The sequence below is a fragment of the Mesorhizobium sp. 2RAF21 genome (assembly GCF_052115345.1).
In the GTDB taxonomy this organism is placed as follows: Bacteria; Pseudomonadota; Alphaproteobacteria; order Rhizobiales; family Rhizobiaceae; genus Mesorhizobium; species Mesorhizobium terrae.
Genome location: NZ_JBFRGM010000004.1, coordinates 137,093 through 154,340 on the forward strand (window position 1 = coordinate 137,093; position 17,248 = coordinate 154,340).

Consider the following 17,248-nt stretch of genomic DNA (forward strand, 5'->3'; position numbering starts at 1 on the left):
CGGCAGTCGACATTGAAGGTTGCTTGCTACTGTCAGGCAAATTGCATTCCGTCCCGACTGCCGACTGCCGACTGCCGACTGCCGACTGCCGACTGCCGTGGAGTTTCCATGCTTGGACGTCTCAATCATGTCGCCATTGCCGTGCCCGATCTCGGTGCGGCGGCGGCCACCTATCGCGACACTCTCGGTGCCAGGGTGACGGCGCCGCAGGCGCTGCCGGAGCATGGGGTGACGGTGGTGTTCATAGATCTCGGTAACACCAAGGTGGAGTTGCTTGAGCCGCTGGGCGAGGCATCGCCCATTGCAGCCTTCCTGGAAAAAAACCCGTCGGGCGGCATGCATCATATATGCTATGAGGTGGATGACATCCTCGCCGCGCGCGATCGCCTGAAGGCGTCGGGCGCGCGCGTGTTGGGCGATGGAACCCCTAAGATCGGCGCGCACGGCAAGCCGGTGCTGTTCCTGCATCCGAAGGATTTTTCCGGCACGCTTGTGGAGTTGGAGCAGTCATGACCGGAGGAAGCTTTACCGCCTGGGACTGGATCTCGATGGTCGCGGTCTATTTCGTGGTGTGGTGGATCACGCTGTTCGCCATTCTGCCCTTCTCCTTCCGCCGGCAGGACGAGCAGGAGGAGGTGGTGCTGGGCACCACCGCCAGCGCGCCGAAGCGGCCGCGCTATTTCTACATCCTGCTGTGGACGACGGTGTGGGCGTTCATCGTGCTCGCCACCTATTATGGCGTCACCGCCGGGCTCGGCTACACGGTCGACGACATCCCGCAGATCCTGCCCAGCTTCACCTAGCGGCCTGCCTTAATTTCCAGGCCGCCGCCGGTGCCAAACGCTCGTTTTGCTGCGATGCAGCGGAAAATTGGCGTCTGCCTTCCCACGACGATCACGAACAAGTGTGAAGCCGTTCACAGTGCGTCGCGCCGCGATCGCCTACACCTCGGTGTGCAAGCGCCTGAAGCAGCGGCGAGGAGGCCACGCTTCAGGCGAGATGGGCAGTGGAAGACCGAGACGAGAGAGACGGGGAGAACGCCGCACAGCTTCGGAAAACGATCGCAGCGCGTCACCAATAGTCTTGAGCCGGCTTGATAGTGTGCATCAGCCGGCACATGCAATTTGTTGATTGCCCAAAAAAAATGCAAGGCACGAGGCCTTGCAATTTTAACGCGTCCGATCTGCTTTCCGTTTCCGGCGGCTGCGAGTTACCGCGCCTAGATCGCATCCTCCCAAGACTTTGACCGCGCAGGAGAACAGATTTCGCTCCGTCCTCTCGGTTATTCAATTACTTTAGACTGGCGCCGATGAAAATGTCACGGGAAATTTTTCATCGGAAGCCTGTTTCATGTGCTGCATTGCACAATAAAACGGCGTTCCTCGCCTAGCAAACCCTCAGCCGTTCCCGGCGCGATATTGCCACGGGCCGCGCGGGTTTCCATTCCGCCATGAAATGGCTATGAAGCCCTTGCATTGAAGCCCGCCGCGCACCGATTCCGGCGCGGCCTTCCTCACTTACGGACCCATCCATGCGGTTGTCGCGCTACTTCCTGCCCATCCTGAAAGAGAACCCCCGCGAGGCCGAAATCGTCTCGCATCGCCTGATGCTGCGCGCCGGCATGATCCGGCAGCAGGGACAGGGCTCTTTCACCATGCTGCCACTCGGCAAGCGCGTCCTGGACAAGGTCTGCGCGATCATCCGCGAGGAGCAGAATCGCGCCGGCGCGCTGGAAATCCTGATGCCGACCATCCAGTCGGCCGAGCTGTGGCGCGAAAGCGGTCGCTACGACGCCTATGGCAAGGAGATGCTGCGCATCAAGGACCGCCAGGACCGCGAGCTGCTCTACGGGCCGACCAACGAGGAAATGGTGACGGAGGTTTTCCGCTCCTACGTCAAGTCCTACAAGGACCTGCCGCTCAACCTCTATCACATCCAGTGGAAGTTCCGCGACGAGGTGCGTCCTCGTTTCGGCGTCATGCGCGGCCGTGAATTCCTGATGAAGGACGCTTACACGTTCGACCTCAACTATGAGGGCGCCAAGGCGGCCTACTACCGGATGTTCGTGTCCTATCTGCGCACCTTCACTCGCATGGGCCTGAAGGCGATCCCGATGCGCGCCGATACCGGCCCGATCGGCGGCGACCTCAGCCATGAGTTCATCATCCTGGCCGAAACCGGCGAGAGCCAGGTGTTCTGCCACAAGGACTTCCTGTCGCTGCCCGTGCCCGGCGAGGGCGTCAATTATGGCAACGATGCCGAAATCGCCGGCATCGTGCAGGAATGGACGACGCCCTACGCGGCGACCGACGAGATGCATGACGAGGCCGCCTGGGACAAGATCGCCGACGGCGAGCGCCTCTCGGCGCGCGGCATCGAGGTTGGCCACATCTTCCACTTCGGCGACAAATATTCCAAGCCGATGGGTGCCAAGGTGCAGGGCCCCGATGGCAAGGAGCACAACGTCTCCATGGGCTCCTACGGCATCGGCCCGACGCGCCTCATCGCCGCCATCATCGAGGCCAGCCACGACGAGGCCGGCATCATCTGGCCGGAAAGCGTGGCGCCGTTCGACATCGGCCTGATCAACATGAAGGCGGGCGATGCCGATTGCGACCGCGTCTGCGACGAGCTCTACGCAGCGCTGACCGCCGCCGGCAAGGACGTGCTTTATGACGACACAGACCAGCGACCGGGCGGCAAATTCGCCACCGCCGACCTGATCGGCTTGCCGTGGCAGCTCATCGTCGGGCCGCGCGGCGTCGCCGCCGGCGAGGTCGAGATCAAGAACCGCAAGAGCGGCGAGCGCGAGACGCTGCCGCTGGCTGCCGCCCTCAAGCGCCTGGGTGTTGCCGGATGAGCGAGAGCGCGGCGGTCAAGGCGGCGAGCGCCGGACCTTTCTCCGGTTTCGAGCGCATGGTGGCTTGGCGCTACCTGCGCTCGCGGCGCAAGGAAACGGTGATCTCGGTGATCGCCTCGATCTCCTTCCTCGGCATCATGCTGGGCGTGGCGACGCTGATCGTCGTCATGGCGGTGATGAACGGTTTCCGCGCCGAGCTTCTGTCGCGCATTCTGGGCATCAACGGCCATCTCATCATCACGCCGGTGGATATGCCGCTGGAGGACTATGCCGAGCTCGCCAAGCGCATCAACGGCGTACCCGGCGTCAAATACGCGATCCCGCTAGTCGAGGGCCAGGTGCTGGCGCAGGGCAATGTCGGTTCGGGCGGCGGCGCGCTGGTGCGCGGCATCCGCGGCGAGGATCTCGGCAAGGTCACGCTGGTCGCCAACAACATCAAGCAGGGCTCGATCGTTGCCTTCGACACCGCCGGCGGCGTGGCGATCGGCCGGCGTATGGCCGATAATCTCGGCCTGGCGCTCGGCGACACCATCACGTTGATCTCGCCCGAAGGCGACGTCAGCCCGCTCGGCACGACGCCGCGCCTAAAAGGCTATCCGGTGACGGCGATCTTCGAGGTCGGCATGTCGGAATACGACACCTCGATCGTCTACATGCCGTTCTCCGAAGCCCAGATGTATTTCAACTCTGAAGGCAAGGCGCAGAGCCTCGAGGTCTATCTCGACAATCCCGACAATGTCGAGGCGCTGAAACCCAAGGTGGAGGAGGCGGCGCAGCGGCAAATCTACATGACCGACTGGCGCCAGCGGAACCAGACCTTCTTCTCGGCGCTGCAGGTCGAGCGCAACGTCATGTTCATGATCCTGACGCTGATCGTCCTTGTGGCGGCGCTCAACATCATTTCCGGCCTTGTCATGCTGGTGAAGGACAAGGGGCACGATATCGCCATCCTGCGCACCATGGGCGCGACGCGTGGTGCCATCCTGCGCATCTTCCTGATGACGGGGGCGGCGATCGGCGTGGTCGGCACCCTTGCCGGGGTGCTGCTGGGCGTCGTCATCTGCCTCAATGTCGAGCGTATCCGCGAGTTCTTCTCCTGGCTGTCAGGCACGGTGCTGTTCAATCCCGAGCTCTATTTCCTCAGCCAGTTACCGGCCAAGATGGATGCAAGCGAGACGGTCTCGGTCGTTGTCATGGCGCTTGTGCTGTCGTTCATCGCCACGCTGTTCCCGGCCTGGCGGGCGGCCCGGCTCGATCCGGTCGAAGCGCTGAGGTACGAATAATGGCCGCGGCAGTGCTGGAACTGAAGAGTGTCGAACGGCACTATGTGCAGGGGCCGCGCAAGCTCACCATCCTCAACGGCGCGGAGTTTACGCTGCACCGGGGCGAGATGGTGGCGCTGGTGGCGCCGTCAGGCACCGGCAAGTCGACGCTCCTGCATACGGCCGGCCTGCTCGAACGGCCGGATGGCGGCGACGTCATCCTGTCGGGCAAGGCCTGCGGGCGGCTCTCCGACGACGAGCGCACCGCGATCCGCCGCAACGACATCGGCTTCGTCTACCAGTTTCACCACCTGCTGCCGGAATTCTCGGCGCTGGAAAACATCATGATGCCGCAGCTCATTCGCGGCCTGTCGAAACCGGAGGCGGCCAAGCGCGCCGCCCAGCTGCTCGACTACATGCAGATCGGCAAACGCGCCCAGCACCGGCCCTCGGAACTGTCCGGCGGCGAACAGCAGCGCGTGGCGATCGCGCGCGCCGTCGCCAATGCGCCGCTGGTGCTCCTGGCCGACGAGCCGACCGGCAATCTCGATCCGGTCACCGCTTCCTATGTCTTCGACGCCTTGGAAGCGCTGGTCAGGCAGTCCGGCCTGGCAGCGCTGATCGCCACCCACAACCACGAGCTTGCCGGCCGCATGGATCGCCGGGTGACGCTCAATGAAGGCAAGGTGGTGCCGCTTTAGAACCGGCTGCTGAAGCCCGCCGGCTGGTTTCCGCCGGCATTGCGGACAATGTGATCGCCGTTACAGACCGCAACGCAGGTCTCTCCTAGGTTCGTCGTTGCGACGAAACCTGAAGGGGGAAACTGTCATGCTTTCTCGCGACAAGGCCGCGGCGCATGTGCCGCACGACGTGCATCCTCTATCGACATCCACATTGGCAAAAGCGCTTCTCGGCGCTGCCTGCGCCGCCACATTGAGCCTAGCACTCACGGCACCAGCCGTCGCCAGCCAGGCCATTGGCTGGTGGGGCGGCAACTGGTCCTGCAACATCGACGGCCGCCCAGCCCGGATGAAATGGGTGGTGGTCGACGATTCCCAGACCAACTGCGACGGCGATGTCTGCACTTCCACTTCCGGCGTGCGCTGGAAGGGGTCGTTCTCCGACAACGGTTCACGCTGGGTGCCGCTGACCAATCCGCGTCCCAGCGATGGCGGCGGTGTGTACTTCCGGCATGCCGACGGCAATCGCTGGTTTCTGCGCAAGCCGGTTGGCGGGCGCTCGAGTGGCTGGACCACATGGAACGGCAGCCGCTACGGCCTGTCCTGCTGGCGCTAGCCTGCACCCGGGTCGCGGCATAGCCGCGCTGTTGGCAGGAGCTGGTCCCTTCCGGCCAACAATTGCCCGGTGCACGCCGCCCCTTCCGCTGCGAGGCGGAAGGGGCGATGTCGGGCTCGCTTCCCGGTGCACCGGCATCCCCGGTGGAAAGCAGGGATAAGTTACCGGCGGCCGGCGACATCAACCTTTCCTTAACCCTGCCTTTCGAGGCCATCCGGAATCGGCCGGCATGCCGTTCTCCTGCGTTGACTTTGGAACAAAATTAGAACAAATTACGTACATATTAACAACAGGAGCCAGCCATGACTGATTTGATCCAGGATGTCGTCTCTCTTGTGTGCATGAGCGCCTTCCTCGTTTCGATGGCAATGTGGATCGGTGCGATGTGATGAAGGCGTCGCGGCCAACTGGCCGCGACATGCGTGAAGAACCGGGTCGGCGATGCTGCCGACCGCGAAAGACAAGATCGCCGACACGCCCGGACCGGTACGGGCAGCAGGCGAAACTCCCTCAGAGCCAGACGTGTGAGAGCTTCGGCACGGAGCGTCGACTAGAGCGCCGCGCGTCCAATTGGACGCGCAAAGGACGCTCTAATACTTTGACTCTGCTGCATCGGCCTACCGAAAATCGATTCCGATTTTCTGGCCGATGCAGTAGTTGCGTCTGGCTCATGCCAACAGGCTGCGGTCGCAACAAGCACCCTGTGCTGGCCTGCGAGCCATCAAACGGATGCTGCGAGGGTAGGGCTGGCTCAGCCGGCCTTGCGCTGCGGCTCGGCTTCGGCCGCCTCGGCAGGGCCGAACACGGTCTCGAAACCGGCCTTCAGCGCGACGTCGAGGTCGGCCATGGTCACCGGCAGGCCGAGATCGACCAGCGAAGTGACGCCGTGGTCGGAAACGCCGCACGGCACGATGCCGCCGAAATGGGCGAGGTCTGGTTCGACATTGATGGCGATGCCGTGGAAGGAAACCCACTTGCGCAGGCGGATACCGATGGCGGCGATCTTGTCCTCGGCCGGCGTGCCGTCGGGCAGGGCGGGCCGGTCCGGCCGCACCACCCACACCCCGACGCGGTCCTCGCGCCGCTCGCCCTTCACGTTGAAGGCGGCGAGGGTGCGGATGATCCATTGTTCGAGCGCGGCCACGAAGGCGCGCACATCCTCGCGCCGCCGCTTCAGGTCGAGCATGACATAGGCCACGCGCTGGCCGGGGCCGTGATAGGTGTATTCGCCGCCGCGCCCTGCGTTGAAGACGGGAAAGCGGTCGGGGTCGATTAGGTCCGCCGCCTGCGCGCTGGTGCCGGCGGTGTAGAGCGGCGGATGTTCCACCAGCCACACCATCTCGCCGGCGGTGCCGGCCCGGATCGTCTCGGCGCGCGCTTCCATGAAAGCCAGGGCGTCGGGATAGGCGGTGAGGCCGGGTTCGATGCGCCATTCCACCGGCGCGGAGCCGGCAAAGGGCAGGAACGTCGTGGCTATCTGGCTGCGTTCGGTCATCATGTTCTCGAAAGACTGCCCATCATATGGCGGCAATCGACGGCAACGTCCAGTTCCGGCCATTGTCCCAGCCGCCATACGAGGCGTACAGCGACCGTCGCCGCTGCTCGCTCTGAAGGCTATGGAACGAGTAAATGTGTCCCAGGCATGGTCTTAATGTGGGACACAAATGGCCCGAAAGCCATGGAAATACTGGGTTTTCTGATGGTGAATGGTGCGGTCGAGAAGACTCGAACTTCCACGGGTTGCCCCACAGCGACCTCAACGCTGCGCGTCTACCAATTCCGCCACGACCGCCCGTGGTAGGAGCCGGAATGCACCGGCTCGCGGCGTGTAGCAAATCGTTTCCGGCGAAACAAGGCCATAAGCGGCAATAATCGCACGTTCCGCAACAGACTTTGCATATGGCCCGTGGCGGCCGTTGCGTAAGCTGGGAACAGGGCCGTTTTCCGGCAGTCGCGCCGCTTCAATCCGGCATCGTCTTGCTCTAAACCGGACGCTGATCCTTTCCCGGAAAAGCGTCGCTGGGGACATCATGCAGGTTGAGGGGCAGCATCAGGACGACCAGTTCCACGCCGACATCTACGGCGAGGACGGCGTCATTCGCGCGGCTTTCGTCGCCCATATCGGCGCCGCCATCGCCGACCGCGACACGCTGACCTTGAAACACGAAGTCGGCGACCTGCACCAGTCGGAGCTCGGCGACCTGCTGGAGGCGCTGCTGCCCGACCAGCGCCGGGCGTTGGTCGATCTGCTCGGCACCGATTTCGACTTTTCGGCGCTGACCGAGGTCGACGAGGCGATCCGCCTCGACATCGTCGACAACCTGCCCAACGCGCAGATCGCGCAGGCGGTGCAGGAGCTCGATTCCGACGACGCCGTCTACATCCTGGAAGACCTCGACCAGGAGGACCAGGACGAGATCCTTTCGCAGCTGCCGTTCACCGAGCGCATCAGGCTGAGGCGCGCGCTCGACTATCCGGAAGAAAGCGCCGGGCGGCGCATGCAGACCGAGTTCGTTGCCGTGCCGCCGTTCTGGACGGTCGGCCAGACCATCGACTACATGCGCGACGACACCGACCTGCCGGACCGGTTTTCCGAAATCTTCGTCATCGACCCCACCTTCAAGCTGCTCGGCGCCATCGGCCTCGACCAGGTGCTGCGCGCCAAGCGCGCGGTGAAGGTCGAGGAGATCATGCACGAGACCCGCCACGCCATTCCGGCGACGATGGACCAGGAGGAGGCGGCACGCGAATTCGAGCAATACGATCTTTTGTCGGCCGCCGTGGTCGACGAGAACGAGCGGCTGGTCGGCGTGCTCACCATCGACGACGTCGTCGACGTCATCCAGCAGGAGGCGGAGGAAGATCTCCTGCGCATGGGCGGCGTCGGTGACGAGGAGCTCTCCGACACGGTAGCCGCCACCTCGCGTTCGCGCGTGCCGTGGCTCCTGGTCAATTTGTGCACGGCCTTCCTGTCAGCCTCGGTGATCAGCCTGTTCGGCGCCACCATCGAGGAGATGGTGGCGCTTGCCGCGCTGATGCCGATCGTCGCTTCGCTCGGCGGCAATGCCGGCACCCAGACCATGACGGTGACGGTGCGGGCGCTCGCCACGCGCGACCTCGATATCTACAATGCCGGACGCGTCATCCGCCGCGAGGTGCTGGTCGGCTTGCTCAACGGCGCCATCATCGCCACGCTGCTCGGGCTGGTGGCCGGTCTCTGGTTCCACAACATCGATCTCGGCTTGGTCATCGCCGCCGCCATGATCGTCAACATGCTGGCGGCTTCGCTGGGCGGCATCCTGATTCCGCTGTTTCTTGACAAGCTGGGCGCCGATCCCGCCATTTCCTCGTCGATCTTCACCACCATGATCACCGACGTCATCGGCTTCCTGGCCTTTCTCTCCTTCGCCACCTGGTGGCTGCATCTGGGCGGGGGCTAGCTGGAAATCGCCCGCGTCTTTGAAAACAATTGGTGATTTTGCCCACAATTGACTTTTACGTAAATGCCGTGCGAAGCTTGCCGTCGACCCGCATGCTGTTCGATTCTGGCGATATGAGCCGTGAAGCGGCGGCACGACGGACAACGGCGTATCTCGCCCCCTGTGCCCGGAGTGACCATGCGGGAATATTACACGATCACCGAGCTGACGCGCGAGTTCGACATCTCGACGCGTACCTTGCGTTTTTATGAGGATGAAGGGCTGGTTGCGCCGGTTCGGCGCGGCCGCACGCGGCTGTTCCGCCCCTCCGACCGGCATCTTGTCCGCCAGATCCTGCGCGGCAAGCGGCTGGGCTTCGCGATCGCCGAGATCCGCGAGATCATCCAGATGTACAAGGAGCCGCCGGGCGAGGTCGGCCAGCTGAAGCTGATGATCAAGCGCATCGAGGAAAAGCGCGACGACCTGCGCCAGAAGCGCCGCGACCTCGAGGAGACGCTGGCCGAACTCGACCAGGCCGAGGAATCCTGCGTCGAGCGGCTGGTCGAGCTCGGCGTCAGCACCTGAAATCCGGCGCGCCGCCCGTTCTGGTCGCGGTCCGCACCGTCCCGTTGGCGTCATCGCCGTGACGACGATGGCCGCCGCGCCGCCTTTTTCCAACAAACGCGCAATGCCTGAAACCGGCACTATTTCGGGCGGCGCTCTCTTGTCGGAGCCATGCGTGCTTGCACCGGCCGGCTGCCTGGCCTACCGATGATCCCATGTTGACAAGGCCGGACAGCGCGAGCGGTTTTGCCGTCCATTTCGGACGGCTGCTTTGCCTGTTGCTGGCGCTGCTGCTCCTGGAGCGCCCGGCGCCTGCTCGCTTCGACATCGGCGTTGGCGAGGCTCAACTATCGGCGCCCAGTGCCGATCTGAAGGCCGTCATTGCCGGCAAGGCCGATGCGCCGGCCTGGACCGGCGCGCGCGCCTCACGCCCGCATGGGCTGGCCCCGCAATCCTTCGATGCCGTCGTGCCCGACGCGCCGGTGTTGCTGCTGCCGGCACCCTATAGCTCGACCATTGCCGAAATTTCAGCACCGGGTGCCGCGCAAAGTTCGACGCATGCCCGCATCAGGGCGCCGCCGCGGGCCGCCTGAGCGGCCGCCAAGGCCTTTTGTCCTCAACCCTGATCCTTGTTCGCGCTGCCGGTATCGGCAGCGCCTTTTGGGCATTTTCCGATGCAATCCAAGTTGACTGCCTATACGCTCTTCGGCGTGGCTGCCGCCGCGCTGTTCCTGTCCACCAAGCTGCTCATCGTGCTGGGCACCATCCACTGGCTGGTGTCGGCGATCCTCGGCCTCGGGCTAACACCGCAACTGGTGCTCGCCGCCATCATGGCGCCGCCGGCGCTGATCGCGCTGTGGCGGATATTCAGGCTCTGCTACGAAGCCGAGACGCATCCCGCGAACAACTGATCGCGGGTTCGCCGCCCCGCTTCGGCGGGGCAGTTCCTTCATCGCGCGTCAATTGACGAAATAGCGCTGCCACTCGAAATCGGTGATGTGCGAGGCCTGCCAGGCCTCGAAGGCGGCCTGTTCGGCGCGGCGGCTTTCCGCGTAATTGTCGCGGAAGGCCTCGCCAAAGGCTTCGGCGCAGAAGTCCGAGTTGGCGAAGGCGTCGATCGAGGCGTTCAGCGTGCGCGGCAGCTTCGGCTTGTCCAGCTTGGCCAGGTCGCCGCTTACCGGCGCTTCCAGCGGCAGGTCTTTTTCAATGCCTTCGCAGCCGGCCGCCAGGATAGCGGCAACCGACAGATACGGGTTGATGTCGGCGCCGGGCGCGCGATGCTCGAAGCGGCATGCCCCGTCATTGGGCGTGGTGATGGCCCGGATCGGCGCGGTGCGGTTCTCAAAGCCCCAGGCGACGTCCTCCGGTGACCAGGCGCCGCGATCGAAGCGGCGGTAGGAATTGACGGTCGGCCGAAACAGCAGGTGTGTTTCCTGCATGCGGTTCAGCACGCCGGCCAGGAATTTCTCGGCGACCGGCGTCAGCCGGTTGGGGCCGGCGGCGAAGGCCGGCTGGCCGTCTTTCCACAGGCTGACATGATGGTGGGCGCCGCAGGCGCTTTCCTTGCCGGGCGGCTGGAAGCGGGTCATGAAGGTGGCGACCAGCCCGCGTTCGGCGCAAAGCTCGCGCAGATGCAGCTTGGCGCGCATGGCGTCGTCCGCCGCCTGCAGCGCCGTCTTCGGCGTCAGCGCATATTCATACATGCCAAAGCCGTATTCGGTGACCAGCGAGGCGATGCCGATGCCGATGCTTTTCATGCGGCGGATCAGCTCGGCGGCGAAATCCTGATATTCGCCGCTGCGCACCAGGTCGTAATTGGTCAGCGAGTGGCCCCATGGCTTCAATTCGCGATAGCGGCCGGCGCGCATCAGGTCGTGGTCGGCGTGGAAGATACCGAATTCGTATTCCAGCGCGAAACGCGGTTCGTAGCCGAGCGCGGCGGCGCGCTGTTCGACGCGGGCCAGAACGCCGCGCGGGTCATAAGGGCAGGGCGCCCCGTCCAGCATGTAGGAAAAGGTGATCGCCGAGGCGTATTCTGGTTTCCAGCCGTGCTGCACCACGGTTGCCGGGTCGATGATGCCCTTGATGTTGGGAAAGCCGTTTTCCTCGTTCGCCGTCGGCGAGGCGAAGGCGACGTCGCCCATGGGCTGGCCGTCGCCATGGGCGACGCAATAAAGGATGGCGTTGATCGCCTCGCCATAGGGCGACAGCTTCAAGGGGGTGATCTTCGAGCGGAACGCGCCCGAGGTGTCGACCGTATGCACCTGGATGAACTCGACGCCGTCCAATGCCAGCTTGCGCTGCAACGCCTCGAGTTTCGGCCCGTAGTCGGCAACCTTGTCCTGAAACTCCACCGTATATCCTCCACCCTGAAAAATGTCGGCGCCGCCTAGCGGGGATTGCGCCTGAAAAGCCTGTAGAGCTGCTCGTCGAGCTCAAGCCGCCCGCTGATGCCGCCGGGGCGGAACGCCATGCAAAGCACGATGACCACACCCAGTGCCACGCCGGACAGGCCGAGCAGCTGCGGCAGCTGGACACCGGCGATGGTGACGCCGGATTCGATGCTGCGGATGAATTCGAGGCCGATCGAAAGCACGATGACGCCGGTCACCGCGCCCGTCACCGTCGCCATGCCGCCCAGGATCAGCATGGCCAGCGTCATGAAGATCTGCTGGAAGTAGAACAGTTTCGGGCTGATCGTGCCGGCGAAATAGGCGAACAGCACGCCGGCAAGCCCGCAGATCAGCGCCGAAAGAACCCATGCGCCGAGGCGCAGGCGCCTGGCATCGACACCGAAGGCGGCGGCCGCCTGCGGGCTCTGGGCGCTGGCCCTCAGCTGCAGGCCCCAGCGGCTGTCCTTGAAAAGGCGGGCGATGACGATGACGACCACCGATGCCACCAGCATCGCCGGCAGGTCGACCACTTTCGGAATGCCGAAAAACGCCTGGTTACCCTTGAACAAGTCGGTCCAGTTCAAAAACACCGAATGCACGATGATCAGTAGCGCCAGGCTGACGATGGTGGCGGCGACGCCGGAAAGCCGGCTGATGATCTTGCCGCTGATTGCCGCAAGAATGCCGACGGCCAGCAAGGCCAGCACGGCGGCAAGCAGCGGGTTGAGTTCGACGAGGGCCAGTCCGAACGGCGCGTTGGGGATCGACAATTTCTTCATCGCCAGCGGCGTCGACAGGATGGCGACGCCATAGGCCCCGATGCCGACAAAGGCGCTGTGGCCGAGATTGGCGATGTTGCTGTTGCCCATGAAGACCTGCAGACCGACGACGACGATCAGGTTGACGAAGGCGGCCAGCGCCAGATGGGTGTAGTAGGCCGGCGCCAGGCCAAGCACGGCAAGACCGATCACCACGACCGGCAGGGCGGTGACGAGACCGCCGGCCAGCGAGCGGCGCAACATGGCGTGGCCGGATTGCGTGGTTTCGCCCGACGGACGCGAAAGCATGGTCTCTGCGCTCTGGGTCACCTCAGATCTCCTTGTCGCCCAGCTCGATGCGCTGGCCGAGCAGGCCTTCCGGCCGGTAGACAAGCAGGGCGACGATGATCACGTAGGTCAGCGCGTCCTTGAAGCCCCCATATTCCTGCGGCAGCGCCACCAGCAGGCCGACCTCGATGAAGCCGAGCAACATGCCGCCGGCGGCAGCACCCGCCAGTGAGCCGAAGCCGCCGATGACACAGGCGACGAAGGCCTTCAGCACCAGGCCAAAGCCGAGATCGGGCGAGACCGAACCGCGGCGCGCCAGGATGAACACGGCGGCGATGCCAGCCAGCGCGCCGGAGATGGCGAAGGCGGTGGCGATCACCCGGTTGGCGCGAATGCCCATCAGCCGCACCGTGGCGAAGTCGCGAGAGGCGGCGCGGATGGCCAGCCCGAGCGTCGAGCGGTTGAGAAAAAGCACCAGCGCCAGGATGGTGAGGCCGGAGACAACGAGTTCCAGCACCTGCAGCGACGACACCGCGAACGGGCCGAAGAACCACATCTGGTTGAGGCCGTTGAGGATCGAGACTGACTGCGGCTTTGGCGAGATCAGAAGCATGAACAGGTTCTGCACCACGATCGAAACGCCGAAAGCGGTGAGCAGGCCGGTTGTGGTCGGGGCGTAGCGCACCGGGCGGAAGGCGATACGTTCGAAGACGATTGCCGCCAGAGCCGCTGAGGCGACGGCGAGCAGCACGGCCACGAATGGCGAGGTCAGGCCAAGTGCGGCCGCCAGGAAGACGCTGTAGGCGGAGACGCCGATGATCTCGCCATGGGCGAAATTGACCAGGCCCATGATGGAGAAGACGACGGCGAGGCCGAGCGCCACCAGCGAATATTCCGCGCCGAAGGCCAGCGCGTTGAGCAATTGCTGCAAGACATAGTCCATGACGCGCCTATCCGCCGAGATAAAGGTTGAGGAGGCCGTGTTCGTCGGCGAGTTTCGCAGGCGGACCGTCATAACGCAGCGAACCGGAACTCACGACATAGACGCGGTCGGCGAAGCGAAGCGCCTGCGTGGCGTTCTGTTCCACCACCAGGAGCGTCAGCCCTTCGTTTTTCAGCTGGCCGATGAAGTCGAAGATCTGGGCGACGATGCGCGGCGCCAGCCCGAGCGACGGTTCGTCGAGCAAGAGCAGCTTCGGCCGCGACATCAGCGAGCGCGAGATGGCGAGCATCTGCTGTTCGCCGCCGGACAAGGTGCCGGCGGCCTGCGCGTAACGTTCGGCAAGAACGGGAAAGAGCGAGAGGAAACGCTCGGTGTCCTGGCGCACGCCTTTGGGGTCGCGCCGTGTCGCGGCGCCGAGCCGCAGGTTTTCGCCCACCGTCAGATTGGCGAAGATGTGCCTGCCTTCCGGCGTCGAGGTGAGGCCGGCGCGGATGCGGTCCTCGGTGCGCGCGCGTGTTATGTCCTTGCCGTCGAACACCATCCGGCCTGCCGTGGCGGCGACCAGCCCGGTCAGCGCATTGATGGTCGAGCTCTTGCCGGCGCCGTTCGGGCCGAGCAGGGCGACGAGTTCGCCCCGCCCGATGGTCAACGAAAGCTCGCGCACGGCCGCGACCGCGCCGTACCGGACGGAGAGGTTCTCGACCGTCAGCACGGCGTGGTCCAGGCTTGTGGTGCGGCGCGGCTCTGCATGGCGATGGCTGTCCGTTACTTCAGGGCCGGAACGTAGGTTGGCGGCGTATCGGTAATCAGCACGCGCTTGCCATTGGCGAAGCCCATGACCGGCACCGCTTTGACCGGATAACCCTTCTTTTCGGCGAACGAGATGGTCGGCGCGGTGGTGCCGGCATAACCGCCGGGCGCGCGAATCGCCTCGCGCAGCGCCGCCGGCTCGGTCGTGCCCGCCTTCTTCGCGGCCTCGTAGCTCACCTGCACCATGTCGGCGCCGAGCGCGTCGAAGATGCCGTTGACCTTGTAGCCGTCGGCCTTGCACTGGGCGAGGAAGTGATCGATCGGGCCGTCGATGCCGGTGGCGCCATGGGTAGTGAACATCACCTTGTCGAGCGCCGCGGCATTGCCCACCGTGCCTTCCAGCGACTTGTCGTCGAAGGCATCGCAACCGGTCACCCAGCCATCATAGCCATTGGCGCGCAGTTGCCGGATCAGGATGCCGACATCCGGCAGCACGGCGCAGATGTGGATGGCGTCCGGCTTCTGCGGCAGCGCCTTGATCGAGGCGATCTGCGGTGACCAGTCGGTGGTGCCCCAGGAATAATTGAGCTTGGACACGACCTTGCCGCCGCTGTGTTCGAACACCTCGCCGAACCATTCCGGCAGTTTTTCGGAATAGGAACCGGCATCGGGTGAAACCAGCAGCGCCACGGTCCGCGCGCCCTTGCCATAGAGGGCATTGGCGGTCGCGGCGGCGTTGATCGGGTCCGGCACCGCGCCGGCGATGAAGTTGTCGAGCCCGGCTTGCTGCATCTCCAGCTGCGTGTTGGGTGCGGAGAAGACGGTCGCGCCATAGGGCGCCGCGATCTGGGCTGTCGGGATCAGCGCGTCGGGGAAGGGAACGCCGGTGATCACCTGCGCGCCGGCATCGAGGAATTTCTGGCCGAGCGAGACCGAGAGCTGCGGATCGGAACGGTTGTCCTCGATCATCAGCTCGATCTTGGGATCGCCGGGGCTTGCCGCCTTGTTCAATTTGTCGGCCATGCAGCGCGCGCCTTCGGCCTCGCTGTAAGGTGCGTAGGTGCCGGTCATGGCGACCGCCAGCCCGATCTTCAGCTCGGCAGCGCCCGCATGTGCCGCCTGGAACAGGCCCGCTGTCAGAACGGCGGCTCCCAAAGTCAATTTGTCCATTTCCGAACCCTCCCTTGTTCTTGTTATCCTGGATGTCTGGATCGTCACGACGGCTGCGATTGCCCGACATAGACCTCGATGACACGCGGATCGCGCCAGACCTCGACGGTGTCGCCAGATGCGATGACCTGGCCCTGGTCCATGACGCAGAGCCGGTCGCAGAGCCGGTTGATGAAGCGCAGGTCGTGGTCGATGACGATGATGGCGCAGCCGAAATCGCGGCGAATGGCTTCGATCGCCTCGGCCAGCGTTTCCGACTCGCTCTCGTTGAGGCCGGCGGCCGGCTCGTCGAGAAGCAAAAGCGAAGGTCCAAGCGCCAGCGCGCGTGCAATCTCCAGGCGGCGCTGGTTGCCGTAGGAGAGCGTGCCGGCGGGGGCGTCGGCCGCACTGCCGAGCTCATACTGTTCAAGCAACGCATCGATATCGATGCGACCGGCGGCGTCAGGGCGCACGTCACGGCAGGTGATGTGCGCAACCTCGACGTTCTGGCGGACAGTCAGTTCCTTGAACAGGCGGATGTTCTGGAAGGTGCGGGCGATGCCGGCGCGGGCGCAATGTTCGGGACCGCGCCCGGTCAGCTCCTGGTCCGCCAGCCGGATGCTGCCCGCGTCGGGCTTGAGCACGCCTGAAATGGCATTGACGAGCGTGGATTTGCCGGCGCCGTTGGGGCCGATTAGGCCGAGGATTTCGCCGGAAGCGCAGGACAGCGAAGCCTGGCGCAACGCCTGTACTCCGCCAAATGTCTTGCTGACTGCCTCCACCGACAACATCGGTTTCGCCTCCCATTCCGGCCGTGGGCTGTTTGCTCCCTTCGGCAGGTGATCAGGATGCTAGACTCGCAACTTTTCCATAACAAGCATTTTTTTCCATTTTAGAAAAAGTATTTGTGCCGGTTCAGGAAAATCGGTGACGACGGCTCGTGCCGGCAAGGCCGCCGGCGCATCGGTTAGCCGGCCGAGGCGAGTGGAACGCTGTCGCGGGGAACCGTGTTCGACATCAGCATGATCGCCGGCTCGTCGCCGACCGAAACATAGGCGTGTTGCATCTCGCCATCGAACAGGATGCTGTCGCCCGGCTGCAGTACGACCGGGTCGTAGTGAATGGTGTGCAACTCCAGGCTGCCGCTCAGCACATGGATGAATTCTTCGCCCGAATGGCTACGCCAACCGCCATTTTCCTCGAACGATTTCGCCAGCAGCGTGACACGCCAGAAGATATTGGTTTTGTCGCGAAAGTCGCTGCACAACACCTCGAACACCATGGCGTTGCCCTCGTGCAGCACGCCACTGCCGGCACGGGTGATCGAGCGCCTGGCCTGCATGCCGGGTTTCGGGCTGAACAGGAACGATGCCACCGGTACGTGCAGCACGCCAGCGATGGTGAGCGCGACATCGACGGTCAGCCGCGCCTTGCCGTTTTCCAGCTTGGACAATTGCGAGACCGAGAGGCCGGAGCGCTCGCTGAGTTCGCGCAGCGTGATGTTGTGCTGCTTGCGCGCGTCCCGGATCTTGGATCCCACATTGCCCTGCATGGTCCGCGCCCTTG

General features: G+C 64.3%; 18 protein-coding genes and 1 tRNA gene. 10 read left to right on the forward strand and 9 right to left on the reverse strand.

What is annotated here, in order from left to right; translation table 11 throughout:
- The first annotated feature begins 108 nt into the window (after window positions 1-108).
- From mce to AB4136_RS08120, 6 genes are all read left to right on the forward strand, one after another.
- On the forward strand, window positions 109-513 hold the full coding sequence (gene mce / locus AB4136_RS08095; RefSeq protein WP_024924584.1) for a methylmalonyl-CoA epimerase: 405 nt from the start codon (window positions 109-111) through the stop codon (window positions 511-513).
- Window positions 510-803 carry a DUF1467 family protein gene (locus AB4136_RS08100; RefSeq protein WP_024924585.1) on the forward strand — a complete coding sequence of 98 codons (294 nt, stop codon included), beginning with the start codon at window positions 510-512 and terminating at the stop codon, window positions 801-803. Before mce ends, AB4136_RS08100 begins: the two co-directional genes overlap by 4 nt.
- A gap of 728 nt (window positions 804-1,531) precedes the next feature.
- Window positions 1,532-2,860 carry a proline--tRNA ligase gene (gene proS, locus AB4136_RS08105; RefSeq protein WP_024924586.1) on the forward strand — a complete coding sequence of 443 codons (1,329 nt, stop codon included), beginning with the start codon at window positions 1,532-1,534 and terminating at the stop codon, window positions 2,858-2,860.
- Window positions 2,857-4,143 carry a lipoprotein-releasing ABC transporter permease subunit gene (locus tag AB4136_RS08110; RefSeq protein WP_024924587.1) on the forward strand — a complete coding sequence of 429 codons (1,287 nt, stop codon included), beginning with the start codon at window positions 2,857-2,859 and terminating at the stop codon, window positions 4,141-4,143. The genes proS and AB4136_RS08110 overlap by 4 nt, the downstream gene beginning before the upstream one ends.
- Window positions 4,143-4,823 carry an ABC transporter ATP-binding protein gene (locus AB4136_RS08115; RefSeq protein WP_036255054.1) on the forward strand — a complete coding sequence of 227 codons (681 nt, stop codon included), beginning with the start codon at window positions 4,143-4,145 and terminating at the stop codon, window positions 4,821-4,823. Before AB4136_RS08110 ends, AB4136_RS08115 begins: the two co-directional genes overlap by 1 nt.
- Before the next feature lie 127 nt (window positions 4,824-4,950).
- On the forward strand, window positions 4,951-5,418 hold the full coding sequence (locus tag AB4136_RS08120) for a DUF6006 family protein (RefSeq protein WP_024924589.1): 468 nt from the start codon (window positions 4,951-4,953) through the stop codon (window positions 5,416-5,418).
- A 751-nt stretch (window positions 5,419-6,169) separates the two neighbouring features.
- Here AB4136_RS08120 and lipB read toward each other — a convergent pair.
- Together lipB and AB4136_RS08130 are read right to left on the reverse strand one after the other, a co-directional pair.
- Window positions 6,170-6,913, reverse strand: a complete 744-nt coding sequence (gene lipB / locus AB4136_RS08125) for a lipoyl(octanoyl) transferase LipB (protein ID WP_024924590.1) — start codon at window positions 6,911-6,913, stop codon at window positions 6,170-6,172.
- Window positions 6,914-7,125: 212 nt separating this feature from the next.
- Window positions 7,126-7,210 (reverse strand) — tRNA-Leu (locus AB4136_RS08130).
- A gap of 238 nt (window positions 7,211-7,448) precedes the next feature.
- Between AB4136_RS08130 and mgtE the strand changes: the two genes are divergently transcribed.
- From mgtE to AB4136_RS08150, 4 genes are all read left to right on the forward strand, one after another.
- On the forward strand, window positions 7,449-8,858 hold the full coding sequence (gene mgtE / locus AB4136_RS08135) for a magnesium transporter (RefSeq protein WP_024924591.1): 1,410 nt from the start codon (window positions 7,449-7,451) through the stop codon (window positions 8,856-8,858).
- Between the two features lie 177 nt (window positions 8,859-9,035).
- On the forward strand, window positions 9,036-9,422 hold the full coding sequence (locus AB4136_RS08140) for a MerR family transcriptional regulator (protein ID WP_024924592.1): 387 nt from the start codon (window positions 9,036-9,038) through the stop codon (window positions 9,420-9,422).
- Between the two features lie 194 nt (window positions 9,423-9,616).
- A complete protein-coding gene (locus tag AB4136_RS08145) occupies window positions 9,617-9,994 on the forward strand; it encodes a hypothetical protein (protein ID WP_024924593.1) in 378 nt (125 codons plus the stop codon).
- Between the two features lie 81 nt (window positions 9,995-10,075).
- Window positions 10,076-10,312, forward strand: coding sequence for a hypothetical protein (locus tag AB4136_RS08150; RefSeq protein WP_024924594.1), 237 nt, complete (start codon window positions 10,076-10,078; stop codon window positions 10,310-10,312).
- Between the two features lie 48 nt (window positions 10,313-10,360).
- On the opposite strand, the gene AB4136_RS08155 is transcribed toward AB4136_RS08150, so the two are convergent.
- From AB4136_RS08155 to AB4136_RS08185, 7 genes are all read right to left on the reverse strand, one after another.
- The gene (locus AB4136_RS08155) at window positions 10,361-11,755 is read right to left on the reverse strand and encodes a glutamine synthetase family protein (RefSeq protein WP_137900529.1); all 1,395 of its coding nucleotides are present in this window, start codon (window positions 11,753-11,755) and stop codon (window positions 10,361-10,363) included.
- A gap of 35 nt (window positions 11,756-11,790) precedes the next feature.
- A complete protein-coding gene (locus AB4136_RS08160; RefSeq protein WP_244431117.1) occupies window positions 11,791-12,882 on the reverse strand; it encodes a branched-chain amino acid ABC transporter permease in 1,092 nt (363 codons plus the stop codon).
- Window position 12,883: 1 nt separating this feature from the next.
- Window positions 12,884-13,783: a branched-chain amino acid ABC transporter permease gene (locus AB4136_RS08165; RefSeq protein ID WP_024924597.1), complete on the reverse strand. Its 900-nt coding sequence runs from the start codon at window positions 13,781-13,783 to the stop codon at window positions 12,884-12,886.
- A 7-nt stretch (window positions 13,784-13,790) separates the two neighbouring features.
- Window positions 13,791-14,495: an ABC transporter ATP-binding protein gene (locus AB4136_RS08170; RefSeq protein WP_024924598.1), complete on the reverse strand. Its 705-nt coding sequence runs from the start codon at window positions 14,493-14,495 to the stop codon at window positions 13,791-13,793.
- Window positions 14,496-14,548: 53 nt separating this feature from the next.
- On the reverse strand, window positions 14,549-15,703 hold the full coding sequence (locus tag AB4136_RS08175) for an ABC transporter substrate-binding protein (RefSeq protein ID WP_024924599.1): 1,155 nt from the start codon (window positions 15,701-15,703) through the stop codon (window positions 14,549-14,551).
- 44 nt (window positions 15,704-15,747) lie between these two features.
- Complete coding sequence (locus AB4136_RS08180) at window positions 15,748-16,473, reverse strand: ABC transporter ATP-binding protein (RefSeq protein ID WP_024924600.1); 726 nt, start codon at window positions 16,471-16,473, stop codon at window positions 15,748-15,750.
- A 176-nt stretch (window positions 16,474-16,649) separates the two neighbouring features.
- A complete protein-coding gene (locus AB4136_RS08185; RefSeq protein ID WP_244431116.1) occupies window positions 16,650-17,222 on the reverse strand; it encodes a helix-turn-helix domain-containing protein in 573 nt (190 codons plus the stop codon).
- Window positions 17,223-17,248 lie beyond the last annotated feature (26 nt).